30 protein-coding genes are annotated in these 25,461 nt (G+C 71.6%); all 30 read right to left on the bottom strand.

Features of this window, described 5'->3' with window-relative positions; all coding sequences use genetic code 11:
* Positions 1-130: 130 nt before the first annotated feature.
* The 30 genes from ACWDAS_RS29155 to ACWDAS_RS29010 all read right to left on the bottom strand — a co-directional run bounded on the left by ACWDAS_RS29155 (position 131) and on the right by ACWDAS_RS29010 (position 25,454).
* Positions 131-319, bottom strand: coding sequence for a DUF4314 domain-containing protein (locus ACWDAS_RS29155; protein ID WP_450396839.1), 189 nt, complete (start codon positions 317-319; stop codon positions 131-133).
* Positions 320-404: 85 nt separating this feature from the next.
* On the bottom strand, positions 405-584 hold the full coding sequence (locus ACWDAS_RS29150; protein WP_450396836.1) for a hypothetical protein: 180 nt from the start codon (positions 582-584) through the stop codon (positions 405-407).
* Positions 585-696: 112 nt separating this feature from the next.
* Positions 697-1,908: an N-6 DNA methylase gene (locus ACWDAS_RS29145; RefSeq protein ID WP_450396834.1), complete on the bottom strand. Its 1,212-nt coding sequence runs from the start codon at positions 1,906-1,908 to the stop codon at positions 697-699.
* A gap of 92 nt (positions 1,909-2,000) precedes the next feature.
* The gene (locus ACWDAS_RS29140; protein ID WP_450396831.1) at positions 2,001-2,243 is read right to left on the bottom strand and encodes a hypothetical protein; all 243 of its coding nucleotides are present in this window, start codon (positions 2,241-2,243) and stop codon (positions 2,001-2,003) included.
* Positions 2,240-3,124, bottom strand: a complete 885-nt coding sequence (locus ACWDAS_RS29135; protein WP_450396829.1) for a hypothetical protein — start codon at positions 3,122-3,124, stop codon at positions 2,240-2,242. The genes ACWDAS_RS29140 and ACWDAS_RS29135 overlap by 4 nt, the downstream gene beginning before the upstream one ends.
* A 74-nt stretch (positions 3,125-3,198) precedes the next feature.
* Positions 3,199-3,408 (bottom strand): hypothetical protein, encoded by a 210-nt coding sequence (locus tag ACWDAS_RS29130; protein ID WP_450396827.1) that lies wholly within the window; start codon positions 3,406-3,408, stop codon positions 3,199-3,201.
* A 70-nt stretch (positions 3,409-3,478) separates the two neighbouring features.
* Positions 3,479-4,093 carry a hypothetical protein gene (locus ACWDAS_RS29125; protein ID WP_450396825.1) on the bottom strand — a complete coding sequence of 205 codons (615 nt, stop codon included), beginning with the start codon at positions 4,091-4,093 and terminating at the stop codon, positions 3,479-3,481.
* Positions 4,094-4,155: 62 nt separating this feature from the next.
* Positions 4,156-4,470 carry a hypothetical protein gene (locus tag ACWDAS_RS29120; protein ID WP_450396822.1) on the bottom strand — a complete coding sequence of 105 codons (315 nt, stop codon included), beginning with the start codon at positions 4,468-4,470 and terminating at the stop codon, positions 4,156-4,158.
* A gap of 97 nt (positions 4,471-4,567) precedes the next feature.
* Positions 4,568-5,659: a PP2C family protein-serine/threonine phosphatase gene (locus ACWDAS_RS29115; protein ID WP_450396820.1), complete on the bottom strand. Its 1,092-nt coding sequence runs from the start codon at positions 5,657-5,659 to the stop codon at positions 4,568-4,570.
* Positions 5,660-5,736: 77 nt separating this feature from the next.
* Positions 5,737-6,138: a hypothetical protein gene (locus tag ACWDAS_RS29110; protein WP_450396817.1), complete on the bottom strand. Its 402-nt coding sequence runs from the start codon at positions 6,136-6,138 to the stop codon at positions 5,737-5,739.
* A gap of 61 nt (positions 6,139-6,199) precedes the next feature.
* Positions 6,200-6,481, bottom strand: coding sequence for a hypothetical protein (locus ACWDAS_RS29105; protein WP_450396815.1), 282 nt, complete (start codon positions 6,479-6,481; stop codon positions 6,200-6,202).
* A 67-nt stretch (positions 6,482-6,548) separates the two neighbouring features.
* Positions 6,549-6,923 carry a hypothetical protein gene (locus ACWDAS_RS29100; RefSeq protein WP_450396812.1) on the bottom strand — a complete coding sequence of 125 codons (375 nt, stop codon included), beginning with the start codon at positions 6,921-6,923 and terminating at the stop codon, positions 6,549-6,551.
* Positions 6,924-7,194: 271 nt separating this feature from the next.
* Positions 7,195-7,776 carry a hypothetical protein gene (locus ACWDAS_RS29095; RefSeq protein WP_450396810.1) on the bottom strand — a complete coding sequence of 194 codons (582 nt, stop codon included), beginning with the start codon at positions 7,774-7,776 and terminating at the stop codon, positions 7,195-7,197.
* A gap of 719 nt (positions 7,777-8,495) precedes the next feature.
* On the bottom strand, positions 8,496-12,248 hold the full coding sequence (locus tag ACWDAS_RS29090) for a CHAT domain-containing protein (RefSeq protein ID WP_450396808.1): 3,753 nt from the start codon (positions 12,246-12,248) through the stop codon (positions 8,496-8,498).
* A gap of 7 nt (positions 12,249-12,255) precedes the next feature.
* Positions 12,256-12,666: a hypothetical protein gene (locus ACWDAS_RS29085; protein WP_450396805.1), complete on the bottom strand. Its 411-nt coding sequence runs from the start codon at positions 12,664-12,666 to the stop codon at positions 12,256-12,258.
* A 472-nt stretch (positions 12,667-13,138) separates the two neighbouring features.
* Positions 13,139-13,528, bottom strand: a complete 390-nt coding sequence (locus tag ACWDAS_RS29080; protein ID WP_450396802.1) for a hypothetical protein — start codon at positions 13,526-13,528, stop codon at positions 13,139-13,141.
* Positions 13,529-13,609: 81 nt separating this feature from the next.
* Positions 13,610-14,068, bottom strand: coding sequence for a hypothetical protein (locus ACWDAS_RS29075; protein ID WP_450396799.1), 459 nt, complete (start codon positions 14,066-14,068; stop codon positions 13,610-13,612).
* A 90-nt stretch (positions 14,069-14,158) separates the two neighbouring features.
* The gene (locus ACWDAS_RS29070; RefSeq protein WP_450396797.1) at positions 14,159-14,554 is read right to left on the bottom strand and encodes a hypothetical protein; all 396 of its coding nucleotides are present in this window, start codon (positions 14,552-14,554) and stop codon (positions 14,159-14,161) included.
* 18 nt (positions 14,555-14,572) lie between these two features.
* Complete coding sequence (locus ACWDAS_RS29065) at positions 14,573-14,758, bottom strand: hypothetical protein (RefSeq protein WP_450396794.1); 186 nt, start codon at positions 14,756-14,758, stop codon at positions 14,573-14,575.
* Complete coding sequence (locus tag ACWDAS_RS29060) at positions 14,755-15,099, bottom strand: hypothetical protein (protein ID WP_450396792.1); 345 nt, start codon at positions 15,097-15,099, stop codon at positions 14,755-14,757. The genes ACWDAS_RS29065 and ACWDAS_RS29060 overlap by 4 nt, the downstream gene beginning before the upstream one ends.
* Positions 15,100-15,141: 42 nt before the next feature.
* Positions 15,142-15,576, bottom strand: coding sequence for a hypothetical protein (locus tag ACWDAS_RS29055; protein WP_450396790.1), 435 nt, complete (start codon positions 15,574-15,576; stop codon positions 15,142-15,144).
* On the bottom strand, positions 15,573-16,022 hold the full coding sequence (locus tag ACWDAS_RS29050) for a hypothetical protein (RefSeq protein WP_450396787.1): 450 nt from the start codon (positions 16,020-16,022) through the stop codon (positions 15,573-15,575). Before ACWDAS_RS29050 ends, ACWDAS_RS29055 begins: the two co-directional genes overlap by 4 nt.
* Before the next feature lie 76 nt (positions 16,023-16,098).
* Complete coding sequence (locus ACWDAS_RS29045) at positions 16,099-18,897, bottom strand: DNA cytosine methyltransferase (protein ID WP_450396785.1); 2,799 nt, start codon at positions 18,895-18,897, stop codon at positions 16,099-16,101.
* A gap of 57 nt (positions 18,898-18,954) precedes the next feature.
* Positions 18,955-19,134, bottom strand: a complete 180-nt coding sequence (locus ACWDAS_RS29040; RefSeq protein ID WP_450396782.1) for a hypothetical protein — start codon at positions 19,132-19,134, stop codon at positions 18,955-18,957.
* 65 nt (positions 19,135-19,199) lie between these two features.
* Positions 19,200-19,871, bottom strand: a complete 672-nt coding sequence (locus tag ACWDAS_RS29035) for a hypothetical protein (RefSeq protein ID WP_450396779.1) — start codon at positions 19,869-19,871, stop codon at positions 19,200-19,202.
* A 96-nt stretch (positions 19,872-19,967) separates the two neighbouring features.
* Positions 19,968-20,558 carry a hypothetical protein gene (locus ACWDAS_RS29030; protein ID WP_450396776.1) on the bottom strand — a complete coding sequence of 197 codons (591 nt, stop codon included), beginning with the start codon at positions 20,556-20,558 and terminating at the stop codon, positions 19,968-19,970.
* An 89-nt stretch (positions 20,559-20,647) separates the two neighbouring features.
* Positions 20,648-20,956 (bottom strand): hypothetical protein, encoded by a 309-nt coding sequence (locus ACWDAS_RS29025; protein ID WP_450396773.1) that lies wholly within the window; start codon positions 20,954-20,956, stop codon positions 20,648-20,650.
* 79 nt (positions 20,957-21,035) lie between these two features.
* Entirely contained in the window at positions 21,036-21,938 is a 903-nt protein-coding gene (locus ACWDAS_RS29020; RefSeq protein ID WP_450396770.1) for a hypothetical protein, read from the bottom strand.
* Between the two features lie 65 nt (positions 21,939-22,003).
* Positions 22,004-23,152 (bottom strand): PD-(D/E)XK nuclease family protein, encoded by a 1,149-nt coding sequence (locus ACWDAS_RS29015; protein WP_450396767.1) that lies wholly within the window; start codon positions 23,150-23,152, stop codon positions 22,004-22,006.
* A 58-nt stretch (positions 23,153-23,210) separates the two neighbouring features.
* Positions 23,211-25,454: an LAGLIDADG family homing endonuclease gene (locus ACWDAS_RS29010; protein ID WP_450396764.1), complete on the bottom strand. Its 2,244-nt coding sequence runs from the start codon at positions 25,452-25,454 to the stop codon at positions 23,211-23,213.
* Positions 25,455-25,461 lie beyond the last annotated feature (7 nt).

Genomic DNA, 25,461 nt, shown 5'->3' with positions numbered 1-25,461 from the left:
GGCACCGGCCGCACGCAGCGGGAGCTGTCCACCGCCGACGAGTGGTTCCGCGTCCTGGCCGGTACCTTCGGCATGACCCTGGTCGAGATAGACGCCGGGCCGGCGGGGCGCCGGGGGAGGTGGTGCGGGGTTAGGCGATGCGGCGGACCTCGTCGCCGTCGTCGAGGAGCATCGACAGGCGGGAGCCGCTGTCCCAGGTGACGTTGAGCTGCTGGAGGGCGTGGTTGAAGGAGCGGACGGTGCCCTCGTCGCCGGGGCGGAGCTCGGTGTGGTTGTCGGTGGTGCGGACGAGGGCGATGCGCTGGCCGGCGCGGTACATGGGCCGCCTTCCTCTTGCGGCGGTTTCGGTGGACTGGTGTGGCACATGTGCCGGGCGGTGGATCGCCGCCGCCCGGCACGGCGGTTCAGGACGTCTGAGGAACCTCGGCGGTGGTGCTGCCGTCCTCGTGGCTCAGCGTCGTGACGCTCAGCAGCGCGCCGAAGGCCCAGACGCGCGCGATGGACTTTCCGTCCTCGTGCGTGACCTCCAGCTTCCAGCTCCCGTCGAAGACGGTCGCGGTCGCGCTGATCGGCTGCTCGCTCATTCAGTTCTCCTCGCATCGTGGGCCCGGGCTCTCCCCTTGCCCATCCCTCGTATTCTACAGGCATTCAGCGCCGGACGCAAGAAAAAAATGACGTTTCCGCAGGTCAGAGACCCTATGCCCTGGTCATGAGCCGGTCGGCGAGCCGCATCGCCTCCTGGAACGCCTCGGCAACCGCGAACCGGCCCAGGATCTCGTCGCGCTCCTCGAACAGGTGCGTGCGCTCCCGCGCCGCCCGGTTCGCCAGGTCGCCGTCGGCGAGGGTGTCGCCGCAGGCGATGACCACACGCGGGCCCAGGCCCCACACGATCGCGTTGACGGCCGCGCCGGCCGCCGCGAGCGGGTCGAGCTCGTTCAGCCACCACTCGTAGTCGGCCGGGTCGCACTGCAGGTGGCGCAGGTGCTGGGCGAGGGCCCGGAACATGCCGCCCGTTCCGCCGGCGGGCTCGTGGAACTTCTGGCCCTTCGGCGGCGCCTCCGGGCAGTTCATCGCGGCCATCATGTCGCACAGCTCGGGCGGGGTGTGGTACTCGCCCATGCCCTGGCGGGCGCCGTGCGAGCGCAGCGAGGTGATCGTCCACGACATCACGTCGGTGTCCGAGCGGTGGTAGGGGTCGGGGTCGCCGGTCAGCTGCAGGATGCCGTACTTGAGGGCCGTGTCGGTCACCCGGCGCACCGCGTGCGCCTTCTCCTGCACGCCGTCCTCGGTGAGCCAGGCCATCAGCGGAGCCATGCGGGCTCCCAGCTCGGGCCGGTGCGCCCAGGCGTTCACGTAGATCTCGCGGTAGCCCTGCAGGAGCTGGTAGTCGCTGCAGCTGCTGATGATGCGGGCGACGTCCTCGCTGTGGCCCTTGATCGGGAACAGGGCCAGGCCGCCGATGATGCTGACGGGGATGTCGATGCGGTACCCGCCCCAGTTGGAGGCGTGCCAGGTGTCGGCGACGGCCTCGCCGAGGCGCTGCCCGGCGTCGCGCGGGTTGCCGATCAGCAGCGGCGCGATACGGCGCGGCGCGGGGATGGGCGTCTGCACGGACGGCAGCTCGGGCCGGGGGTCGGCGAACAGGCCCTCAGGCTCGTCGGCGGCCACGGCCGGGCGGGGTGCGGGCGCGGCGGCCGGGCGGGGCGCGGGCGCGGGGCGGGCGGTGAACGTCGCCGGGATCTCCTCGGCGAACAGGCTCTCGGGCTCCTCGTCGGCGACCACGACCGGGCGGGGCTCGGGCGCGGGGCGAGGCGCCGGCGCGGCAGCCGGGCGGGGTGCGGCCGCGGGGCGGGCGGTGAAGGTCGCCGGGGTCTTCTCGGCGGGCGCGAACAGGTCGAGCTGGTCCATCGGTTGCTCCTTGGAGGTGTGGGCATGGGGGCGCCCCGCCGCCCGGGCCGTGGTCGGCCGGGGCGGCGGGGCGCTGTCGTGCGTGGGCGGTGTTACGCGGTGCGGTGGCGGCCCGGCGCGTGGCGCGGGCACTGACACGGCGGCCAGGCCCAGGGCGACGCGAGGGGCGCGAGGTTCTGTGCGCTGGTGATCTCGCGCAGCGGCTGTTCGTCGGTGACCTTGCCGTCAGGGCCGACGCGGTAGGTGCGCAGCGTCATCAAGACGATGGTCGGGAGCCTGGCCTCGGCCGGCTGCTCGTCGGCGGCTTCGGTCGGCTCGGGTGCCGTGGTCGTCACTGGCCTTCCTCCGCGTCCGTGAGGGGGGCGGAGGCTTCCTCCGGGCGGGGCAGGCCGCAGCCCTCGCAGTGGAGCTCGTGCCAGTCCGAGTGGGCTCCACAGGCGCACCACCAGGTGGCGAAGTGCCAGCCCCATCCGCCGCCGCCGATGCTGTACAGGCCCTCGGCGTTGGGCTGGATGATCGAGGCGCCGGTGTTCTCTTCGTCGTGCCACTGCCAGCTGACGTGGACGACGACCGCTCGGGGCTCGCCCGCGCGGGTGCCGCCGTCGATGACGTGGATGGTGTCGACGCTGTCGTGGCCGCGCTCGTCGGCCGCCTGCTGTGTCTGGGCGGCGATCCGGCGGGCGGTGTCGAGGGTGAAGTGGGGCTTCAGCCAGCCGTTCCACCGGTTGGCGGGGTCGACTACGGCATCGAACGGGCCGAGCGAGTCGTCGATGCAGACTCGGGTCTGGATCTTGCGGTTGTCGACGGGCCGCTGCTGCCGGTCGGCCCAGAGGATGCGGCGCTTGAGGACCCAGTTGGTGCCCTCGGCGTTGGGCTCGTAGATGGCGAGGAGGTCGGTGTGGAGCACGTAGGCGTACTCGTACTGCCCGCCCGCGGTGCCCTCCTGGGTGAGCAGCCCCATGTCGATGCGGTCGCTGTGGTCGCCGCTGTGGCAGTAGCACTCGCCCGCGTTCCCCCTGCGGGGCAGGCTGACCCAGCCGTTGGGGTGCTCGTCGAGCAGGGCGCGGGCCGCGGCCTCGACGTCGCCGCGGTGAACATCGGAGACCAGGTAGCCGAGGGTGAAGATGCGGCCGGCGGGGTCGCCGTCGCACTGGACGTGGCGGCCGGCGAAGCCGCCGTCCGCGGTGGGGCGGGCAAGGATGGACTTGGTGGCCATGGATTCCTCCGGGCATGGAAGGGGCCGGGCGCCCGCGGTTGCGGGGCCCGGCCCAAGGGGTGGGTGGAGCGGGGTCAGGGGCGGTCGTTGGCGCGCGTGATCGTGTCGGCGAGGTAGAGCACCGCGGCGGTCAGGCCGCTGATCGCCGCGGCGATCTCGTCGGCGTCGTGGGACGTGAGGTCGCTGGGGACGAGCTGGGCGGTGTCCTCGGCGATCTGCCGCAGTTCGCGCCTGGTCGGGCTGGTGCGCGCGGTCTTTGCTTCCGGCTTGCTGGTGTCGGGCACGGTGTTCTCCTTGGGGTGCGGCCGGGCCGGGCCCGCGGTTGCGGGGCCCGGCCCGGTGGTCGGGGTGGGGTCAGAGGTCGGAGGTGGCGGCGGCGAGGGTGTTGACGAGGAGCGCGACGGCCTCGTCGTTGCGGTCGTCGGCCGCGAGCGCGGCGTACCGGTAGAGGGTCGAGGCGACGGTCAGCGGCAGCTGGTCGGCGTACTGCTCGAACGTCAGCTCGCGCTGCCGCCAAGGCCGGTGCTGGTATCCGGCGCGGAGCGCGGCCGTGGCCATGGCGTCGGCGTACCGGACGGCCTGACTGGTCAGGTCCAGGTCCCGCGCGGCGCTGTTGAGGGCCTGAGTGGCGACGGCGAGGACCTGGTCCACGTGCCGGGCGGCGGTGGCGTGGCGGCGCCGAGAGGGGCAGGCGGGCCGGCGGGCGCGGATGCTGCGGATGCGCTCGACGTCGTGCAGTTGCCGGGCGGTGCGCCGGGCTTCCTGGCTGTCGGCGGCGTCCACCTCGTAGGAGGACAGGCAGGCGACCCACAGGTCGATGCGCAGCCTGTCGCAGGCGCCCTGGTCTTGGGGGGCGGGCTCGACGGCGACGATGCGCATCCCGTACGGCTCGTCGTTGAAGGCGACGATCCAGCGGCCGCGGGGCGGGTCGAGGTTGGTCATGCGGGTCTCCAAGAGGTCGATGGTCAAACGAGCGTTGTGGCATATCTGAGGTCGGGGCGGCGGGGTTGCCCGCCGCCCGGGCCGGGGGGTCAGCGGCTGATCTGGCCGATGTGGACGTGGATGTCGGTGGCGACGAGCCACAGGCTCTTGGCGATCAGCGCGGTCTCGAAGAGTGAGCGGTAGAACAGGCAGGCGGTCTGCGTGAACTGCTCGTGGGTCAGGCCGTGCTCGCGGTCCTTGGGGAGGAAGAAGTCGCCGGCCTCGAAGGCCATGGCGATCGCCTTGTTGACGAGGTCGGTGGCGTCTCGGACGTCGGCGCCGGTGACGTCGTGGCGGTCGACGATGTCCACGATGTCGAGCCCGGCGGGAAGGGGCGGGGGCGTGAGGGTTGAAGCGGTGGTCATGTTGCTCTCCAAGAGGTCGGGTTGGGGGGCGGCCTGCCCTCCCTGCTGCTCTTATTCTACCACCCTTCGGCGCGTATGCCCTGGTGGGCCGGACTTTTCAGGCGGTCAGGCGGGGGAAGGCGACCACGAGCGCGGTCGCGTTGTCGCGCCTCTCGTCGAGGCGGCGACCCACGGCCAGGGCCTCGGACACCAGCGAGGCCGCGCTGTCCTTCGCGTCCAGCGCGAGCTCGGCGATGGCCTCCAGCAGGCCCGGCTCGTGGGTCTCCAGCGGGTGGTACACCCCGTCCGAGCACAGCAGGAGCTGGGCGGTGATCTCCACCGGCGTCTCGGCCGTGCCGATGTCGCCGTCTTCGAGGTTCGCCATCACCGAGTTGTGGTCCCACTCCTTGGGGGTGCGGCCGGCGTCGAGGAGGTGCTGCGCCCAGTTGTGGTCCTTCGTCAGCTGCTCCAAGGTGCCCAGGTGGGACAGCCGGTAGGCGCGGGCGTCACCGGACCAGGCCAGGCGCACCACCGGCTCGGCGGGGTCGTGGACGGCGACGACCGCGACCGCGCCCGGGTCCATGTAGTGCCAGCGCCGCGCCCGCAGCCGCGCCTCGATCCGGGCGCGGATCTGGGCGATCGCGTCGGCCGGGTCGCCCGAGCGGGCGGCTTCGCGGGCCAGGGCGGGCGCCCACATGCGCACGTGGTCCTGGACGTCCTGCTCGTCGCCGATGCCGTCCAGGACGACGTACGCCCACCGTCCGCTGTCGCGGTCGCGGTGCACGGCGTGCGCGTCGCACTGCAGGTCGCGGGTGCCGATGGCCTGGGCGGCGGACACCTCGGGTTCGGCGACGGCCGCGAACGCGCGCTTGAGGCGGGCCCAGTGCGCGACCAGCTCGGCGCTGGCCGGCGGCAGCGGCTGCAGCAGGCCGTCGCGGTCCGGGGCGCCGGTGACGATGACGGGGCCGCGCAGGTCCGGGCCGGGCGCGCCGGCCAGGTCGTGCCAGGTGCTGAGCGCGACCTGGTTGCGGGGGGCCTGGTGGGCGGCGGGGTTGGCGTGGACGGTCAGGTGGCGGCCGAGCCGCCAGGCGGTGACCGGCCCGTCGAGTTCGCCGGCGATCGCCTGGTGCTGGCGGTCGGTGTCGCCCGCCAGGGGGAAGTCCTCGATGTGGCCGCCCGGCTGGACGTACAGGGCCTCGTAGGTGTTCACGGTTTCCTCTCGGGTGAAAAGGGAGCGGGGCGGCCGGGCCCGTGGTGGGCCCGGCCGCCCGCGCGGGAGGCAGGAGGTCAGGAAGTGGCCGCGGTGTAGCGGGCCTTGAGGGCGTCGACGATCTGCGGCAGGACCTGGCGCACCGGCTCGGGCACGTCGGTGTGCTGCAGCGCCTGGTCCAGGGAGCCCAGCAGGACGACGTCGCCCACCAGCGGCAGCCGCAGCTGCTGCAGGCGGACGGCGTTGATCAGCGAGGTGGCGAACAGGTTCGGCGGCTTCTTCCGGGCGAAGCCGTCGGCGTCCACGGCCACCGACAGGCGGTGGGAGCCGTCGGGGCGGCCGTAGTGGGCGATCTCCACCCAGCCGTCCACGACCAGGCGCAGCGCCGCCGACAGGCCGTCGTCGGCGGGCAGTTGGAGGTCCGTGATGCGGCCGTCGGCGTCGAGGCGGATGGCCTGGATGGTGCGGATGGTGCTCATGGCTCTCCTCATGGGTGTGGGCCGGGGGCCGCCGCGGTGGCGGCCCCCGGCCGGGAAGGGGTCAGGCGAACCAGACGCCCAGGAACGCGTCGAGCGGCTCCAGCAGGTCCGAGAGCTTCTGTGGGCGGGTGTGAACGACGCTGACCGCGTCGATCGGGCCGCGCTCGGGGTCGACGGCAACGAGCTGGACGCGCAGCTCGCCGACGGCCTGCGTGCTGAGCACGACCTTCAAGACCCGCGGGTCGTCGGGGAAGCGGACGTAGAGGTTGTCGCCGATGCGCGCGACGCCCTGCTCGAACCGCTCGGCGAGGTTGGTGGCGAGCAGGCCGATGATGTGGTCCATGGATGCCTCCAGGCGGAGAGTTGTGGCACATCCGGGGGCCGTCGCGGTGGCGGCCCCCGAACGCGGATCAGCGGTGGCGGATGACGATGGCGAGCTCGGCGAGCACCTGCCGCGCCATGCGCAGCTCGTGCGCGGCGCCGAACTCGTCGTCCTCGGCGCGGGCCGCCAGGTCCACGAGGCACTTGAGCAGCGTCTCGGGCATCCGGCGGATCCACGTGGTGTAGTCCTCGCCGTAGGCGGCGGACTGCCAGGTGTCGTGAAGCGCCGCGGCGGCCGCGTGCGCGGCCGTCGCGGCGGACTCGGTGCCGAACTCGTACCGCTCGGCGAGCAGGCGCGGCAGGGCCGGGCCGCCGAGCAGGACGTCGGCGAGGCGGTCGGTGGCCTCACCGCCGGTCAGCGTGTACGGCCCGGCGAGACGGTCGGCGACGTCGGTTGCGAACATGACTTCCTCCAAGAGGTCGTTGGTCAAGGGTTGTGGCACACCTGGGGCGGTGTCCCGCCCCAGGCCCTCGCGGTCAGCTGCCGGCCGCCTCGCGGATTCCCTCGGCGGACCGGGCCGCCAGCCAGCGGCCGAACGTCGAGTCCTCGAACTCGCCGTCGACCGGTTCGGCCGTGCGGTCCTCGGCGTCCTTCACGTGCGCCTCCTTCGCGGTACGTCGGGGGGACCTTCCCCTCGCCTGCTCCCTCTTATTCTAGCTGCCAGCCTGGCCACGTCAAGCATTTTTTTCGCATATCAGCAGGTCAGAGGGCTGCTGGCCGGGCGTGTGGTCGGGCCACGGCACGGCCTCCAGCGCCCGGCTGTGCGTGTCGGGCACCGGCGCGAGCGGCCAGCCGGCCCAGTGCAGGCCCATCGCGGCGAGGATGAACGCGTCGGCTTGGTCGTACTTGCCGGGGCCGGTGCACTCGATGCCGTACCGCTGCGCGACCGCGTCACACACCATGCCCTTGGTGATGCGGGCCCGCTTCTCCTTCGGGTAGTCCTTGGCCGGGTTGGCGCTGCCGGTGGCGTAGATGGTGCGGGAGGCCGGCGCCACCACCACGTACGGGATGCCACGGTCGTACAGGTCCTGCGTGAGGATCCACCACGGGCCGGCCAGTTCGTGATGCCCGGCCTGCCCGCCGCGCCCGTACGCCGCGCCCTCGATGACCACCAGGTCGGCCAGGCGGGTGCGGTCCCGGATCTCGCGGCGCAGCCAGCCCAGGCGCTGGTGGCCGCAGGCCTTGGTCCGCAGCGCGTCGGCCCAGCCGTCGCCGGCGATGCCGGTGCACGTCAGCGACGGGTCCACGCCGATCACCAGGCGGCGGTGATCAGGCTGGCCTGGTTGGCGAGCACACAGAAGCTGCAGGACAGGCTTTTCCGAACTACTGAGATTCACAGCCTCATGTCGCAGGGCTAGGTGGCCGAGTAGCCGGGGGAGTCGCACCCCCCCGGCTACTCGGCGGGCTAGGTGTCCTCAACTGCGAGGAAGGGCCACGCGATCCCGGCCGGGGACCGCCCCCGTTGGCAGGAGTGGACGGACATGCCGTCCTTGTCGGCACCGCCCGTCTGTTCGGTGACGCCGCATCAACAACAACGAACTGGCCCCCGTTGCAGCTCTGCGATGTGTCCAGAGCCCCTATCGAGTCATCCCCTCTTGATCAGGGGTTCTGTCGCATCATCGGTGGTCGAAGTCGCTCCTGATGAGAATCCGCGTCGGGGGCGGGTCCGGTGAGGTCGTGCTGGCCGCGGGTGTGGCTGGGCAGTCATCTCCGGCCCAGCCACACCGGGCGGTCACCTTCGGGGCGGGGCCGCTGGGTGGCGGGCGTTCGTGCGCTGCCGCGGCACCCGGGACAACCTGCCTGCAGGCTCGCAACGCCAGGAGAACTCCATGATCTTGGAAGCCCGTGTCTGCTTCACTTCGAGAACGCCCACCTGCAGCCAGAATCACACGAACTGGACGCCTGGCTACTTCACCGAAGGCCTGCCCAGCTGGCCGATGCGGACTGGTCTCCGACCTCGCCGACCTGTTCGAGCTCACCCTGCGGTCTCATACCACAAGGTCACCGTTGCCAGCCATGGCGCGAAGGTACCGGGGCCGGGCCCGATGATCAGGAGCTGAGAGTCTCCAGAATTGCCGAGCCGGACGTCCGGGACGGACGATCCGGCGTGCCGCCGCACATCTGCCCTGGTCAGGACCGCACCCTCGGGGAGTGTCACCATGACGAGGTAAAGGAAGCGCCGACTACCCCAGACGTCGCGATACCGGTGCCCTCGGCCAGCCCGCCGAACCAACCCGTTCTTGTCGATGACGATCTGGCCGGGGATTCCGTCGTACCGGTAGGCGACCTCGCCTGGGACCCTGGTCCAGCAGTCGACGTCCATCACGAAGGCGTCGGTGGGCGCGTCGTGCTCCCGTGTCGGGTAGCGGATGTAGACGGGCGGCACGAGTGTCCTGGGCGGAATGTCCAAGATCAGTGATTGAGTGCGGTCGCCGATGATCTGGACATGGCATTCGCGGCCCCACGGCCCGCTCCCGGCCACGACGGCGCACTCGTCGGCCGACCGTGCGCGGGCGAGGAGGTCCCGGCGCTCGGCTGCCGATGTCCCGTCGGCCCGCAGTCCCGTCAGCACGTCGATGAGCAGGTTCCGCCGGGTGCCCAGGGCGGCAGCCAGCGGGATCCGGTGGGTGCTGATGATCTTGACGAGCTCGGCCCGCAGCGAGGGTGGCCCGGTGGGGAACTCCGCCAGGGTCCGCGTCGCCGCGTCGACGACCCCCGTGCCCAGCGCATGATCGGATCCCCTGGCCGCGGCCCTCAGACCGAGCTCGGCGTACATCCGGAGCTCCTCCCAGGCTAGGGCCGGGTCCCGTAGGTCGCAGGCGATCCGGTGGCGTTCCCGGGCCCGGACGGCGGCCTCGGCGTACCGCCGGGTGGCGTGCAGGATCTGGATGAGGGCGAGGTCGGCGTCCCACCATGCGCCACCGGATTCCGGAGGAAGGGATTCGGCGAGCTCCCGCGCCATCCGCTCGGCGGCCGCGGCGTCGCCCCGGTTGAGTCGGAGCAGCGCGAGCTGGGCGCGGGTGATGCCGACGCTGCGTTCGTCGCCAGCCGTCATCAGCAGCGGCAGCGCCGCCTCCAGGCCAGCCTCTGCCTCGTCGAGCCGGCCGGCGGCCCGGTAGAGCGCGGCCAGGTTCGAGCAGATCCTTCCCTCGTCGCCAGGGTTGCGGGCGTGGTGGAGCGCGCCCAGATAGATCGGTTCGGCGGGACGGCCTGTCCGGTCCGCGATGAGGGCTGCGGTGTTGAGGAATTCGGCGGGCCGCTTCAGCTTCGCCGCCGCCTTGATAAGGGCATCGTCGTCGATGTCAGGCGGTTCGTCGGGGACGGGTTCCTTAGGATTGGTCAGGACCGCGGCGGTTCGCAGTACCGTCCGCCAGCCGTCCTCGAGGCGTCCTGCCCGGGCGAGGAGATCAGTCATGGCTGCCAGATGCTCTACGACCGAGCGCCATCGGTTCTTTACCGCCGTCAGCCGCGTGTCGTCGGCCAGGGCGTCCTCCCATGAGCGCAGTGCCCTCTCGTGGGCGGCGATGACTTCGCTCAGCGTGGTCCGTCCCGTCGCGGCCAGCGTCGCCCAGTAGCTCACGTCGTAGTCGGCTAGGAGCGCGGGGAGCTGCCGTCCGTTCACGAGGTTGTGCACCTCGAACGCCGCGGACGGGTCGGCCTCGGCGTGGGCGCGCAGGTCGTCGGCGAGGGCGCGTGCAACCCGCTCGCGGATGAAGGCCGCCGTGGTGAGCTGGTCGGAGCGGATCAGGTCTTGTGCGAGGGCATAGACGATCGGCAGGCCGTACTCGGCGATCTCGCAGCGCTGCCGGTCGTCGATGAGCGGAGCCAGCCGGGCCGGCATGCTGGGCAGGCCGACGAGGACATAGGCATACCGGTCGTCATAGGGGACGTGGTCGCTCGCGCCAATCGCCTGTCGCAGCGCGCCGCCGATCGGGACCTCCGCGGCGGAGGTCAGGGCACCGATCAGGGCCGCGCAGATCCGTCCCGCTGCCATCGCCCGGACGGGCCAGAGCGTGCCGATGTAGGCCCGGGCCCCGGCCGTCACGAAGGCTGCGCCGGTGGTGTGGCGGCTGCCGCACGAATTGTTCACCACGACAGGAGCGCGGCGCAGCCGCCAGGCCGCGACCTCCGCCGCCGTGAGCGGCCCGTCCGCGAGCTCGACGAAGTCGGCCTCGCCATGGCAGGTCAGCATGATCAGCTCGGCGGGGAGCCCACCCGCAGTACCGCTGACGAACTCCTTGGTCGCCTCCGTGCCGCGCAGTCCCACCGGCCGAGCCGCTGTAGCCGCCGCGGCGGCGCGCATGCCCTCGAGACCGGACTCCCCGCTGTCAAACGCTTCTACGATCAGGGACGCGCCGAACCTCGGGACGGGGGCACTCTGCCGATTGAGCGACCGCAGCAATAGCGCCGGCGCCTGAGCATCCGGGAGCGTCCCGGTCTCCACCTGGTCGGCCCACCGACCGTCCCCGGCCGGCAGTAGCGAGTAGGCGAAGCCCCGGGTGAAGGCCACGGCGCGTTCCGGGGGTTCGGCGGGCAGGTGGGGTGCGATCAGCTGCTCGGCCTGCCGGGCGAGCTCCACCCGGTACCGCTCGATCCTGATCTCCAGGGGTTCTGGATGCGCCGCCGACCAGTCCGGCGGAGGTACGGGTTCCTCGTCGATGTCGAGGAGTTCGAGGGCGTATCCAGCACGTGCTGCATAGGCGGCGGCGATGACCCGGACACATGGCTCGGGCGAGTCACACACCACGAGGCCGGAGATTGGCTTGGTGGTGGACAGGTTTTCGTAGACAGCCTGTGCCGGATCCCCGTCGATCAGGACTGCCGGAGCGTCCGGCGACAGAGCCGCAGCGACCCCGCGGTACCAGTCATCCGGCCCGGTGCCGATCGTCACGACGCACTCTTGCTCAAGACCGAGCAAATCGGCCGAGCCGGCGAGGGTGTCCACGACGACGGCCCGGCCGATGCCCAGATCGGCGAGCAGCCGCCCCGCCTCGGCCATCTCGCTGTCCGAGGCGACGGGGAGCACCACGGCGAAGCGGTCCCCTGAGGTCAGATGGGCGGCCGCCGTAGCGGCAGCGTCGCCGGGCCGGACGAGCAGCGCGGTGCGGTCGATCTGGAGGCCCGGGACTCCGCCCCGCACTACCAGCAGGACGACGTGGTCGCCAGCTGGCAGGTCAATCCAGAGGCGGTCGCCGTGCGCGTGAACCTCTTGCTCGGCCGAAATCCACACCTGCAGCCCGCTAGGAAGGAGGTATCCGCCGTCCGCCTCCGCGCTCAGACCCGGGCAGTGAGCCTCCCATCGGTGGGGCCGCTCCAGGGAGTAGGTCAATTTGACCGCCGCGACCGCGTCGGCGCCGTCGAGCTCCTGATAGAGCAGATTGCGCTGGTGCCGGGGAGCGGTTTCGCCATTGACCTCCTTGCGGAGTTCCTTTTCGATGCCCGCCGAGACCTTCCGTTCCATTTCGAAGGCCATCGGATTTGCTCGATACGGCAGGCCCAGCCGCTCCAGTCCCTGGCTGATTTCCGGTTCGAGCGTCTCGAGCCCCAGCTGACCTGCCCACGAGTGGCCCTTCGTGGTGACGCAATCCGTGTCACCCGCGTGGGGAGGTGCGGTCTCTCGGAACTGGACGGGGTCGCGAGCGTGCTGGCTGTCGCTAATTCCGGTAATGGCGCCCTCGTCATCGAGTAGGAAGCAGATCCCCCCGTGGCGACCGAACCGTACGGACATCGCGCCCTCAGCCCGGTTCCGTCGTCGCAGCGGGGACGGGGTCGGCCGGGGAGCGCGGGGTCCCGTACCAGGTCGTGCCGATCGCCGCGCCGAGCAGGACGACCGCCGTGATCGCGGCCACCCGGGAGCAGGTCAGCAGGCGGGCGGCGGTCCGGGCCTCCCGCCGATACCGGGCCCTGATGTAAGGACCCGAGTAGGTCTCGACCCTGCGTGGAGTCCCCTGGGCCGCGAAAGCGCCGAGGGTGATCGCGGTGAGGGCGGCCGTGGCCGCGCCGGCAAGTAGGACCCCCGTCAGCACGTAGCCGATGTCGTTCTGGATCTTACTGATGTCGGCCGGCCCCTTGACGACCAGCACTACGCCGAAGACACTCATCACCGCGCCGAGGCTCGCGACCCACCGCTCGGCCGCGGCCCGCAAGTTCGGCAGCTCATTAAACGCTAGCTCCGCCGCCCGCTCCTCCCAGCGCAGGTCCTCTAGTGTCGCCGGGCGCGCGGCGACCGCCCTCGGGCGCGGCTCAGGACCATTCGAGCTCGACGACGGCATAGGCGCCGCACCCCCTACTTCCGTCGGGACGTCCAGCATGCTCGGCCCCGCAGGCGCACCGCACGACGACCCGATCCTGGCCGTCGTCCCGGGAACCCGGCCCTAGATACGTCGTGATCCCACCGGAATCCAGCCGTTTCACGGTCCGGTGCGCGCACCGAGGGCAGTCCCCTGCGAACTCCCATCCGTCACCGCCCTCCTCGAATCGGAAGGTCTGCAGAACGGCCTCGGCCCACGCGGCGGTACTCACCAGTTCATACGGAACGCTCAGATCGTCCAGCCCCCTCCAGCCCTCCGTGTCCGGCCCTCTCACGATAAGGCCGGGCGCCGCCCGCCCGAAAGATCCCTACCGGGCCGCGATATCGAGAAGCATCAGAAGCCGCGTGTGTACCCGCCGGGCCAGCCGTCGCGGGGGACGGGAGGGCGCGGTGGCCTGACAGTTACCGCAAGCGCCCCGACAGAAGCTGTCCTCAATGATCGAGACCAGACGGTGACCCGAGGTGGTGACGGCTGCCTGGGCTGCGGCCAGGTCGCGGGTGCCCGGCCATTCGACGTCGCCGAGGTCGCAGTGCACGACCTGCACGCGGTCGCGGACGCCGGCGGCGTCGGCGAGCTGCACGACGTGGTGGAGCATCGCCTGGCTGTCCTTCCCCGCGCTGGAATTGGCCAGGATGAGGTCGGCGTCGGCGAGGTCGGGCAGGGGTGGCGGTTCGGGCTCGAACAGGGCTACCTGCACGGGTGGGTTCCTTGTCTTCGGTTGGGTGGGCCGTGCCCGCGGGGGTGGTGGACACCCGCGGGCACGGCCCGGCTTGAGGGGTCAGTGCGGGTGGACGGCGGGCGTCTCCTCGGCGGCGGCCAGCTCCTCCTGCTCGATCTGAGCGAGGCGGGCGACGTAGCCGACGATCGCGGTGACGGAGTGCGCCCAGTCCTCGCTGCTGGCGCGTGCGGCCGTGGCGTACAGGGCCTCACAGGTCGCCGTGTCGCCGTTGAGGAAGGCGGTGATGAACCGCAGGGCGAAGGTGTGCGCGGGGTGGCGGGGGCCGTCGGCCGGGTCGGGCGCGACCAGCACCCACAACGTCTCGGGAGACGGGTGACCGTACACGCGGATGAGGGTCTGCCGTCCGGTCTCCGCCAGGGCGCAGCACACGCCGTACATCTGCTGGCCGTCGCTGCCTTGCGCGATCTCGGCCATCAGCCGCATGGCCTCTTCGTGGTCGTCGTTGGCGGCGTTGCGCAGGACGTCCATGGCGAGTTCGGCGCGGCGAGAGGTGTCCATAGGGGGCTGTGCTCCTTGACGTGGGGTTTGGCCTGCGCCCGCGGGGGTTGGTGGACACCCCGCGGGCGCGGCCGGCTTGAGGGGATTGGGTCAGACGGGCAGGAGGGCGAGGCTGTCGGCCCATGTGCGGCCGCCGGATGCCCACGCCACGGCGTGCAGGGCCAGGCGCTTGTTGGTCTCGTCCAGGGAGTTCAGGTCGGCCAGGGACAGGGCGTGGCGGCCGGTCAGGACGCACGCCAGGCGCAGGACCTGCCACTCCGAGAGGGTTCCGATCAGGGGGCCGTCGGCGGCGGTCAGGCACGCGGAGGCGACCTGGCGCCAGGCGATGCGGGATTGGCCGTCGGTGTCGGCGATGACCAGCTGGGTGCGCTGCAGCTCGCCCAGCCAGTGGCCGTGTGTGGCCAGCAGCCACACGGCGGCTTCTTCCTGCCACGAGCTGGCGGCGCGCTCTCCGAGGCGGGCGCCGAGGGCGGTGATGTCGTTCACGGGGTTCTCCTTGGGGTGTCAGCGGGTGGTGCGGGGCTTGGGGAGGTGGCCGACGTGCCAGCCGCCGCAGGTGCGGTTGCGGCACGGGTAGGCGTTCAGGCGGACGGCGCCGCCTGCGGTGAGCCGGTCGCGTTCCTCCACGGCTTCCTGATGGGTGTCGTGGCGCTTCTTGCCGGTGCAGGCCCGGTTCTTGGTGCGGATCACTTCGGGCCGCCGGGCGCGTCTTCGGCGCGGACGCAGGTGACTTCCACGGGGGTGGTCTCGACGCGGCCGGTCACGGTGCGGCTGAGTTCGCCGGTGCGGCTGGTCGGTTTCGCCACGCCGAGGTTGGGGGCGCCGATCGCCTCGGCAGCCCACAGCTCGAAGACGCCTGGGCGGGGGTAGTACAGGAACACGCGCAGGCCCACGGTGCGCTGGCCGCCGGCGTGAACGTGGTCGACCTCGATGCCGTCGGCTTCCAGGCCGGGGTGCGAGGTGGCCAGGACAGCTCCGGCGATGAGCGGCTGCAGGGCCTGGCGCACTGGGCGGGTGGTGGTGCGGGTCACGGTCGTCTCTCCAGGGGGCGGGGCGGGGCGGTGGGATGTGGGTCAGGCGGCGGGGACGAACAGCTCCAGCTGCTGGGCCGTCTCTTTCTCCGCCTTGCGGCGCGCGGAGATCTGGCGGGCCACCTGGCGGCAGGAGGCGCAGGCCCGTTCGCCGTGGCGGTTGTGGTCGCGGGCTCCGGCTTCTGTGCCGCAGGAGGCACGCAGCTTCGGCTCGGCGAGCTCCTCGTCGCTGACGACGTCGAGCGAGTCGATGACCTCGCCGTTGCACCAGAGGCGGCCGCCGGCGATGCCGTCGAACAGGACCTGGACGGGCTTGATCAAGGCGATGCACTCGGCGCGGAACGGGCACGGCTTGCAGCAGCCCAGTTGGGCCGTGCACAGGCGCCGCAGTTCGGCGGTGTTGCGCCAGTGGTCCTCGCTGGGGGCGAAGCCGTCCTTGCCGCGGCAGGGTGCGCGAGTGGTCCAGTCGGGCCTCACAGCTCCGCCTCCGGGTCGAAGAAGCGGTTGGCGACGATGGCGGTGACCGTGTAGTCGGCAGCCTCGGTGGCCGCTTCCATGCGGTCCTCGGGCATGTCCTCGTCGGGCACCCACTGCAGGTCCTCCTGCAGGCCTTGGATGTGGCGGGCGTGGCTCTCGCAGTGCTCCACGGCGGCCTCGCGGCTGGTGTAGTAGCCCAGCGAGAAACCGGAGTGCGAGGCGAGCCACATCCGGCCGTCGTCGGCCGGGGGTGGGGCGAGAGCGGCGTGGGCGTGGGCCATGGCGGTCAGCAGTCCGGCGATGCGCAGCGCCCGGTCGGCGGGCTCCTCGCCGAAGGCGATCTGCTGGGGCTGGGCCGCGCCGCCCACGGTGGCGCCGTTGCGGTAGACGGCTTCGGCTTCGGCCAGCAGCCGGGCGGCTTCCGCCCGGTGGTAGGTGGTGGTCACAGGGGTCTCCAGAAACGTGGCGTGGGGTGGGGGAGGGGCGGCGGCCAGGCCGGGTGGGGCCTGGCCTGCCGGGCGGCTACAGGGCGGCCTTGATGCGCTCGCCGATGTGCCGGGCGACGTTCACCGACACCGCGTTTCCGGCCTGCATGGTCTGCTCGGCCTGGGTGCCGATGACGATGTACCGGTCGGGGAACCGCTGGGCTCCCAGCTGCTCGCGGGGCTTGAGCATCCGGAAGTGGCAGTCCTCCATCGCGGGCGCGGAGCGCAGCAGGGCGGCGGAGTCCCGGGTGGACAGGGTGTGGACGGGCTCGCCGGCCGTCTTCACCGCGGCCTTGCGGTAGGGGATGACCAGCGTGTTGCGCAGCTCGGCGGGGACCGCCCCGCCGGGGACGACCAGGCCGTGATGGTTGCCCTGCGCGGTGACGGCGGTGACCGGCTCGGTGGCCAGGGCCGGGTTGGCGTTCTGCCGGTAGGTGATCACGAACGGCTCGGGGACGACCGTGACCAGGGCCTCGCTTTCGCGGGTCAGCCGGGCCCGCATCGGGTCGGCGACGTCGCTCGCCGTGGTGTTCCAGCTGCCGCCTGTCGGCACGAGCAGTGCGTCGCCCTGCTTGATGGTGCGGGTGGAGAACGGGCGCTCGCCCACGGCGTAGGCCCGGTCGGTTCCGTCCTTGCCGTGGTTGAGGGTGATCGAGGACGGGGTGTGGGGGAACTTGGTCAGGCCCGCGCGGATGCGGTCCAAGGTGGTGTCCGCCAGCGGCTTCTTGCGGTCGCCGATGCGCTGCCCGAGGTCGTCCCAGTTGATGACGGAGGCGGCCGGGCACACGTAGGGCTCGACCTCGACGTGGCGGCAGCGCGTGTTGGGGCAGCGGTAGTTGTAGTCGCGCAGGTACTTGCCGATGCGAACACCGGGGGTGAACCACGCCTTCTTCGCGCGGACGTCCTTGCCGCACTCGAAGCAGTGCGCGAGCGGTCGGGGCTCCAGGTCCGGCTTGGGCATGCCCTTGAGGCGGAAGACGAGGTAGATCCGGTCGCGCCACTGCGGGGCGCGCGGGTTGTCGTCGTCGCCGACGTGCGCGGAGGTGGCGCACAGGATCTGCGGGGCCTCGTAGCCGAGCTCCGTCATGGCCTTGACCCAGGTCTTGAACAGGACCCAGCACAGGGCGAACTCGACGACGTTCTCGATGACGACGTACGGGAACCGCTTCGCCTCGCAGGCCCGCACCACGCACCAGGCGGTGGCCCGGGTCCGCTCGAATGCGTCCGGGGTCAGGGCCTTCCAGGACTCGGCGTCATCGTCGCCGCCGAGCTGGTCGAGGACCTGGAACAGGTCGAGCTGGTCGGTGGGGTGAACGCGGCCGCCGGCCGGGGACACCTCCGTGCAGTTGTGGACGACGATGCCGTCAGCGATGTACGACTCGTCGTCGGCCACCGACAGGTTGTAGACCGTCGCGGACTCCTGCGCGGGGCTGACCTGCTTCGCAGCTGTCCACAGGTGCAGCTCGTCGGTCATGTGCTGGGCGTGGGCCGGGGACGGGTCCACGGTCCACGCGACCGTCCACGTGGGCCGCATGGTGACCTGGCGGCCCTCGATGACGCCGCTGGTGCGCTTGTCACTGAGGTACAAGGTGGCGACGTGTCCGAGGGATACCGCGAGCAGCCGGATCCCGATGGCGAGCTGCTTGGACACAGTGCTGCAGCGGACCGTGGTGCCGGTGCCCCGGTGGAGGTTGCCGTCGGCGGACACGTTGCCGTCGAGCAGGGCACGCCGCCACTGCTCGGGCATGGTCAAAGCCCACGCGGGCAGCCGCTTGCCGCCGGCGTGGCGGCCGAAGTTGTCCTCCAGCCACTGTGCGAGACCCTGGTGGGCGGTGATGAACACGGCCGCCGTCGGCGACTTGGAGCGGGTCCAGCGCAGCTCTCCACCGGTCGCTCTCGGCACGGCCGGCGGGGCGATGGCGTCCAAAGCGGCACTGAGTTCTTCGGCCTCGTGGCGGCCGCAGCAGATGAACACCCTGTGCTCGCTGCCGGGCTTGCGGGGCCTTCTTCCGGCGCGCTTGCAGGTGTCGGAGCAGTACGGTGAGACCCGTCCGGTGGTGGAGTTGCCGTGGGGGCGGGCCGGTTCGCCACAGGTGACGCAGGGCGATCCTGCGGGCTGCGACCGCAGCCGGGGCTGCTTGGGCAGGCGCTGCGGTTCGCAGTTGATGCGGGTCAGGAACCCGTCGCCGAGCCAGCGGCCGACCATCCACCAAAACCGTTCGGTGAACTGCGCGCCCCGTCCGGGCACGGCCGGTATGGGCAGCGGCTCACCGAACGTGCGGGGCGTGGCCCAGTGCTGCCCGGCCAGTTCGGCGGCGGGCACCCACTGTGGCTCCTCGTATTGGCGCCGGTAGTCGCGGATCTCGTTGTTCCACACGCGGGCGCTGCGGCGGGCGTAGAAGGGGTGCTCGGCGGTGGTTTCCAGGCCGGGGTGGCCGTGGCCCTTGACGGTCATGGTGGGGCCGGTGTTCACCATCGTTTTGGTGACGGCCTTCCACTGGCCGGTGTGGGTGAGTACCCGGTCGCCGACCTTCACGTCCTCGATGGGCTTGAGGCCCTGGTCGGTGAGGATCTGCGTCCCGGCTCTGAAGCAGATGATCGAGGCCCATAGAAGCAGGGCGCGGGGCAGGAACCGCATCGGGTAGCCGGTGACGTCGGCGGTCAGGTGCTCGATGGTGGGGTGGTTGGCGGCGTGGCTGTCCATCGCGGTCTGCCAGTGGTTCATGGCGAGCTTGCCGCGCCATCCGGCCTCGACGAGGCCGGAGGAGGAGCCGCCGGCGCCGGCGAGCAGGTCGTTGAACGTCAGGTCGACGTCGCGGGGAAGGGTGGTCAACACGGGTGTTCTCCAAGAGGTCGGGCCCCGCGCCGTGGTGGCGGCGCGGGGCCTGGGGTGTCAGGCGCGGGCGGGGCAGGAGCCGGTCAGCTGGGCGATGAGCAGCGGCAGCGCCGCGAGGTCGCCGATCTGGCGGGCGTAGGCGAGGGCCTTGCCGATCTCCTCGCGCTCTTCGGGGGTGACGGGGTGCGCGATGATGCAGAAGCAGGCGGCGGGGGCCGGGGCCTGGGTGTCGGTCACGGGTTCTCCAGCAGGGCGGGGGCCCGGCCCCGCGGGGTGCGGGGCCGGGCCGTGGCGGTCGGTGGTCACAGCAGGGGCTGGCGGCTGACGAAGACCGCCTGCAGCACGCCGCGGCGCACCCAGACCGTCAGGGGCCACTGGGTGCCGCCCTGCTCGTGGACCATCTGCCAGCCGTCGTCCTGCAGGAGGTGGGTCTGCCAGCCGTACTCCTTGACGGCCTGCTCGTGGCTGTCGAAGGGGCCGGTGAGGACCCGGCCGCTGCCGACGTGCTGGCCGTTGACGCCGACGAAGCTGACGGCGAACCGCTGCGCGGTGGTCAGCAGCAGCTCGCCGAGCCTGACCCCGGCGCTTCGGGTGTCCGCGTCGGTCAGGCACTTCAGGTAGAGGGCGATGGCGGCGAGCATCGTGACGACGTCAGCGCCGTGCTGGCTGTGCTCGCCCTCGGCGGTGGAGTCGTAGGCCACGTCGTTGTGGTTCGGGTTGTCCTCGTGACCGCGCACGATCCGCCAGCCGTTGACGTCGGCGAGGCGGGTGGGCAGCTCGTGGTCGTCGGCGATGGACAGGTGCGAGCCGTCGGGCAGGTTGACGTACAGGACGTTCTGGCCGCCGGCGGTCTCGATGTCGCAGACGAGTCCGGCCACGCGCAGCGGCATGGTGACCGTCTCGTACTGCCGCCACAGCGCCTGCCATTCGGGCTGACCGGTGCGGCCGTGGTCGGGAGGGGGTGCAAGGTTCATCATGATCTCCAAGAGGTGAGACGTACCGTACAGAGTTGTGGCACATTTCGGAACCGGGGGCGGGGTTTCGTTCCGCCCGCCCGGTTCCGCCGGCGGTCAGCCCGCGTGAGCGGGCTGCGGGGTCTTCGGAGTCTCGGTCATGGCGTGACCGGGGGTGCCGCATCCCAGGTGGCACAGCAGGCCGTTGGCGTGGTGCCCCCAGCAACTGCAGTGCCTGCAGTCGGCGGTCAGCCCCGCCGCCTTGATCACGCCCCGCAGGTGCGCCATTTCGGCCGCGTCGCGGACCGCGCGCTCCCGCTCGGCCTTCTCCACCTGCAGCGTGATCAGGTGGGCCTGCCGGTCGAGGCGGTCGGCCAGCCGGCGGGCCTCCTCGGCGATCCGGCGCGCCTGGTGGGCGGCGTGGCGGTCGCGCGCGCGGTCAAGCCAGAACTGGGCGCCGCCGGCGTGGGCGAGGAGCTGGTCGGCCAGCTGGTCGCGGACGTGCTCGGCGCTGCCGAGGCCGTCCAGGTGCGCCTCGGCGCGGGCCTGGTCGTCGCGGTCGGCGATATCGGCGAGCAGGGAGCTGACGACCTTCGGTTCCTCACGCCAGGCGTGGGCCAGGCCGATCAGGACGGGGATGGCCTGCGCGGCGGAGTCCAGGACCAGGCGGTCCGTGTCCTCGCTGCGCAGGGTGGGCAGGTGGCCCATGCGATTCCTCCAAGAGGTGAGGTTCGGTCGAAAGGTGTGGCACACCCGAGCCCGGGCGGCGGGGTTGTCCGCCGCCCGGGCCGGGGGGCTCAGGCCGTGTGAACGTTGGCGGCCAGCGGGAAGCCGAGCGCGACGGCGACCTGCCGGGCGCGCTCGATGCTGGCCGCGTAGCGGCCGTCGGCGTACCGGGGGGCGGCTTCGATCGCCGTGCCGTCGCCGTGGAACTCGCCGTGTGCCACGGTGATCGAGACCGGCCAGGCCTTGTCGAGGAACCCGACGACCTTCTCGGACTCGACGACCAGGACGTCGCCGTCGCGGATGTCGTCCCGGCACTGGGTCTGGTCGTACGCGTCGCGGGTGTCGCCGTCGAGGTAGTGGACGGCCGGCTGCTGGTTCATGTGGTTCTCCTCGCGTCGTGGGGTGGGCCCGTTCCGCCCTCCCCCTGCTCCTCTTATTCTAGCGGTCCTCACGTGGGGGTCAAGATTTTTTTCCGGGGGGGGCGGCCTCGTGGCCCCTCTCGCGGCCCTGACGGGCCAGCTGGCGGGCCAACTCCCGCGCCGCCTGCACATCCCCCGGCCGCGCCTCCGCGACCTGCCGAGCGGCGTCCAGGTCCGCCTGGTAGCCGCGCAGCCAGTCCTGCTGGGCCAGCCGTTGCGTCTCCGCCCTCTGCCGCTCGCCGGCGGCGCGCGCGGCGCGCGGGTTGGTTCCGCAGCCGCGACAACTGGCAGCGGGAGTGGAGTGCTTGGGGCAGCCGCGAGGCTCCCCTGCGGCGTCAGCCGCGGGGGTAGGGGGGTTAGGAAGGACATAGGAAGAAGAAGGAAGAGAAGGGGTTCCACCGGTGGAACCCTTAGGGTTCCACCCGTGGAACGTTGTGGGTTCCACCGGTGGAACCCTGGCCTCGTCCTCGTCAGGGTTCCACCGGTGGAACCCTGCCTCCCTCACGCCCTCGCCGGCGGCCAACTGTCGGGCGTCGACGTCCTCGTGGGTCATCGCCGGCCTGGAAGGTGCCGCGCGAGGAACGCCCGAGCGGGCCTTGTTCGCGTTCTTCGGCGCGGCATCCTCGGCCTGGAAACGGGCGTCCAACTCGTCGTTGGACGGCAGCGGGGGCACCCCCATCGGGAAGACCCGGTACGTCGCCCGGCGCCCGAGCTTGCCGGTCTCCACGCGCTCGATCAGGCCCAGAGCGACCAGCTCGGTGACGATGGTCGTGCACCGCTTCTCCCCCACGCCGACCCACGCGCGCAGACGCCGCATGCCCGGCCGGGACAAGCGCGTCTCGTCGTCGGCCGAGTCGCAGATCTTCATCAGCGCCAGCTTCTGGCCCTGGGTCACCACATCCTTCGGCAGGTACGCGGCGGCGACCATCAGTTGAATGGACAACGCAAGATTCCCTCCACGGGCACCGCCGCCCACCCCCGACAAGGGGGCGGGCGGCGGCAGTCCGATCAGGCCTTGAAGGGCCGCACGGTGATGGTCTTGGGCGTGGTCTGCGCGCTGCGCTTCTCCGGGACGGCCAGGCCCGCCGCCTTCAAGTTGGCGACCATGCGGTCCTCGTCGGGCACCATCGGCACCGGGATGCCCGCCTCCTCGTGCACGTCGACCATCGCCTGCACGTCCAGGTCCCACTTGGCGTTGTTGCCGCCCCACGACAGCTCGTTCTTGCCGTAGACGCCCGCCGGCGAGGTGTCGACCTTCGCGCGGGCAAGCTTCTTGACCTTCTTGCCCTCGGTCTCCAGCTCGTGTCCGCGCACGTAGTCCGCGAGGGCCTGGGCCCGGTCGGCGTCGTCGTGGATGAGGATGGTCTGCGCGGGCGTTCCGGGCGGGTCGGGCAGGCCCCAGCAGGCCGTGACGAACGGGCAGTAGTCGCACATGGCGTCCAGGCCCGGCCCGTCGAAGTCGCGGCGCCCCTCCTCCGGGCTGTTCAGCTCCCGCACCCGCTGCACCCACCAGCGGGCGCGGGTGGCCTCCATCGGGTCGAACGCGAACTCCTGGACGTGCTCCTCGCCGTTGTCGCGGTTGACGAAGCGGAAGCGAATCCGCTCGACGTCCAGCGGGCCGAGCTTGGCCAGGTACCGCTGGCCGGGCACGTCCTCGAAACCGGTCGTGCGCAGCATGTCGGCGTACAGGTACACCTGGCGCAGCTCGGCGGCGGTGGGCCCGTAGCGGCGCACCTTGTCCCACAGGAACGTCGTCTTGGTCTTGACGTCCTCCACCGTCACCCCGCGCTCTGCGGCCACCTTGGGGCGGTGGCGGGCGGGGACGCGGGCGGCGGTCGCCGCATCGAGCTGCACGGCGTCGATGTGGCCCTTGATGGTGTCGTCGGCGACGGCGCGCTCCACCAGCCAGCCGTACTCGCTGCGGGCGGCGCCCAGCAGGCCCTCGTGGATGTAGGTGCCCAGGATCGCGGCCCGCTTGTCGGACTGGTCGGTGGGGGCGGTCCCGAACAGGATGTAGGCGGCGCGGCGCTCGCACACCGTGTCGGAGGCGCCGAGCTGCCGCTGCAACGAGCGCGGCCGGCGTGCGTCGACATCGTGCGCGGCCGTCCACAGGGACGGTGTGGATGCTTCTGCGGTTTCCACGGGCTGTGCGGTCATCAGGTACTCCAAGGTCGTGGGGCGGGCCGGGCCGTTGGGCCCGGCCCGCAGGGGAAGGTCAGCGGCGGGCGGCGGCCGGCTTGGCGGCCGCGCGCTTGGCGGGGGTGCGCTTGGCGGCCGCGCGCTTGACGGGGGCCTTGCGGACGGGGCGACGGTCCGGGTCGGGATCGTCGTCGGGCTCCTCCTCGTCCTGCTCGGCGCGGCGCTCGACAGCGGCCCGCAGCCGGTCGGCGTCGCTGACCGGGCCCTGGCCCATCTCGGTGCGCGGGTTCTCGAGCTCGGCGACCTTCCGCTCGATCGCGGCGCGGATCGAGACGACCTCGCCGCGGGTCAGGCCGGTGTCGTCGGCGGCCGCGTCCCACCACAGCTGGCGCAGCTCCTCGACGTCCCGCAGCTCCTCCACGTCGTTCTCGCCCAGCCACGCCTGCACCCGGTCGCCGACCAGGGCGGGCATCTGGCGGGGCTGGGACTCCAGCGAGCAGCCGAGCCGGTTGAACACCAGGTCCTCGATGGAGAAGTCCGGCAGGTCCAGCGGCTTGCGGTCCTCCACGCGCAGCCGCAGCGAGCGGGCCTTGATGACCTGCGGGGCCTTGCCGCGGCGCATGCGCACCCACACCGAGCAGTCGAACGCCAGGTCCTTCTGGGCCTGGACCTTCCACTCCCGCAGCACCCGGCCGCGGTTGTCCTTGACGGGGTTGCCGCCCTCGTCGATGGCGGTGACCTGCTTGCCGCGGGCGGTGATGATGGCGATGCCGGGGAAGGTCTGCAGGAGGTGGATGACTTCCATCCACCGCTCGGTGGCGTCGTTCCACAGGTTCATGCCGACGTCGATCGCGGCGTCCGGGTCCTCCTGCAGGCGCGCTGCGTTGCTCCTGCCGCGCCGGGCCCGCTCGTTGGTCCAGTTCTTGAGCATCCGCCACAGCGCGCTGCCCGAGTCGACCGTCAGCACCACCGGCGGTTCGCCGGCGGCCGCGGCCCGGCGGGCTTCGAGGTACACGGCCCGGATCTGCTCCAGGATGTCCCGGTAGGAGCCGTCGTGGTCGATGATCAGGTAGTCGGCGCCGGGAATCGCGGCGTACTCGTCGGCGCTGCCCTCGGCCAGGTCGATCCAGTACATCTGGCCGATCTGCTCCGAGGCGGAGAACTCGGCGGCGGAGTAGGTGTTGTGCGTCACGATGAAGTGCTCGGTGACGTACAGGTGGTCCTCAGCGGCGACCCTGATGCACCTGGCCGGCTTCGTGCCGATGTACGTGATCTGCTTGATGATCCGCCACGGCTTCATCGCCATCTGCTTCGGGCGCTGGCTCCACCAACGATCCGCCTTGCGCGCGAGGACGAACGGACAGACCCCTTCGGGCAGGCGCACCCGCAGCCGGAATGCGAGCAGGCCCTCGCGCACCTCTCCCTGCGCCGTGCGGTACTTCGGCGTCTTGGACCAGGTGGAAGCGGTGCCGCCCAGGGACTCCACCAGCTCCCGGACATCCGCAGCGAGTTGCGCAGAGCTCGTGTAAAAGATCGCCCTGCGCTTCTCCGCCCCGCCGTCGGTGTCCATCAGGCCACGGAGCAGCGCGAGCCGGTCCTCGACGCTCGTCCGCTTGTAGAGCTCGGGGATGAACTTGTCCTCGCTGCGGTGCCCCTGGAGTCCGAGTTCACGGAGCGCGGCGATCGTTGCTCCGCCCCGCAGGTAGGCGTTGCGCGGGTCGCCTGCGTCCGGGCGCAGGATGTCGCCCTCGGGCAGGGCGGCCTCGACAGCCGCGTGGAGTTCCGGGTCGGCGCTGAAGAAGCTGACGGCTCGCGTCATGCCGCCGTCTCCGATGAGCAGTCCCAGCAGGTAGGGGTCCAGCGGGAGCGGGGTGCCGGACTCCTCGTACTGCACGGGCTGCACCATCGGCAGGTGTATGACCCGGCCGGCCTTGATCAGTTCTGCGATCGCGTCGGTGGTCAGGACGCGGCCTTCGTGGTGGCGGTGCTCACCGTTCTTGCGCTTGCGGTGCCGGTCCTGCATCGTCCAGATCCGCCACAGGTGGTCCCCGGCGGCCTCGACGGTGGCCCCGTCCGAGGTGGTGACGCGATAGATCGGCAGCTCGCCACGGTCGAAGACGCCGGTGACGGTGGTGGCTCGGCCGTCCGATCCGATGACGGTGCTGCCTTCGGTGAGGTCTCCCATGCGGGTCCACCCGGTCGGGGTGGCGACGAGAGAGTCAAGCGGCTGTGCCTTGCCGCTCGCTTCCTCACCTTCGATGAGGATGAGTGGCCACGGCACGACGCCGGTTGGCTTGCGGGTCTTCAACTTGATGCCCATCAGGGTT

Source organism: Streptomyces sp. NPDC001070 (genome assembly GCF_053598835.1).
Note: the sequence above shows the minus strand (reverse complement) of the source record. Positions and strands in the feature narration are given on the sequence as shown.

Bases quoted from the DNA above. Each gene is read 5' to 3' on its own strand.
- ACWDAS_RS29010 (WP_450396764.1), bottom strand. From the start codon at position 25,454: ATGGGCATCAAGTTGAAGACCCGCAAGCCAACCGGCGTCGTGCCGTGG.
- ACWDAS_RS29030 (WP_450396776.1), bottom strand. From the start codon at position 20,558: ATGGGCCACCTGCCCACCCTGCGCAGCGAGGACACGGACCGCCTGGTC.
- ACWDAS_RS29120 (WP_450396822.1), bottom strand. From the start codon at position 4,470: ATGACCACCGCTTCAACCCTCACGCCCCCGCCCCTTCCCGCCGGGCTC.
- ACWDAS_RS29145 (WP_450396834.1), bottom strand. From the start codon at position 1,908: ATGGACCAGCTCGACCTGTTCGCGCCCGCCGAGAAGACCCCGGCGACC.
- ACWDAS_RS29015 (WP_450396767.1), bottom strand. From the start codon at position 23,152: ATGACCGCACAGCCCGTGGAAACCGCAGAAGCATCCACACCGTCCCTG.
- ACWDAS_RS29025 (WP_450396773.1), bottom strand. From the start codon at position 20,956: ATGAACCAGCAGCCGGCCGTCCACTACCTCGACGGCGACACCCGCGAC.
- ACWDAS_RS29075 (WP_450396799.1), bottom strand. From the start codon at position 14,068: ATGGACACCTCTCGCCGCGCCGAACTCGCCATGGACGTCCTGCGCAAC.
- ACWDAS_RS29035 (WP_450396779.1), bottom strand. From the start codon at position 19,871: ATGAACCTTGCACCCCCTCCCGACCACGGCCGCACCGGTCAGCCCGAA.
- ACWDAS_RS29105 (WP_450396815.1), bottom strand. From the start codon at position 6,481: ATGGACCACATCATCGGCCTGCTCGCCACCAACCTCGCCGAGCGGTTC.
- ACWDAS_RS29150 (WP_450396836.1), bottom strand. From the start codon at position 584: ATGAGCGAGCAGCCGATCAGCGCGACCGCGACCGTCTTCGACGGGAGC.
- ACWDAS_RS29155 (WP_450396839.1), bottom strand. From the start codon at position 319: ATGTACCGCGCCGGCCAGCGCATCGCCCTCGTCCGCACCACCGACAAC.
- ACWDAS_RS29100 (WP_450396812.1), bottom strand. From the start codon at position 6,923: ATGTTCGCAACCGACGTCGCCGACCGTCTCGCCGGGCCGTACACGCTG.
- ACWDAS_RS29135 (WP_450396829.1), bottom strand. From the start codon at position 3,124: ATGGCCACCAAGTCCATCCTTGCCCGCCCCACCGCGGACGGCGGCTTC.
- ACWDAS_RS29110 (WP_450396817.1), bottom strand. From the start codon at position 6,138: ATGAGCACCATCCGCACCATCCAGGCCATCCGCCTCGACGCCGACGGC.
- ACWDAS_RS29090 (WP_450396808.1), bottom strand. From the start codon at position 12,248: ATGTCCGTACGGTTCGGTCGCCACGGGGGGATCTGCTTCCTACTCGAT.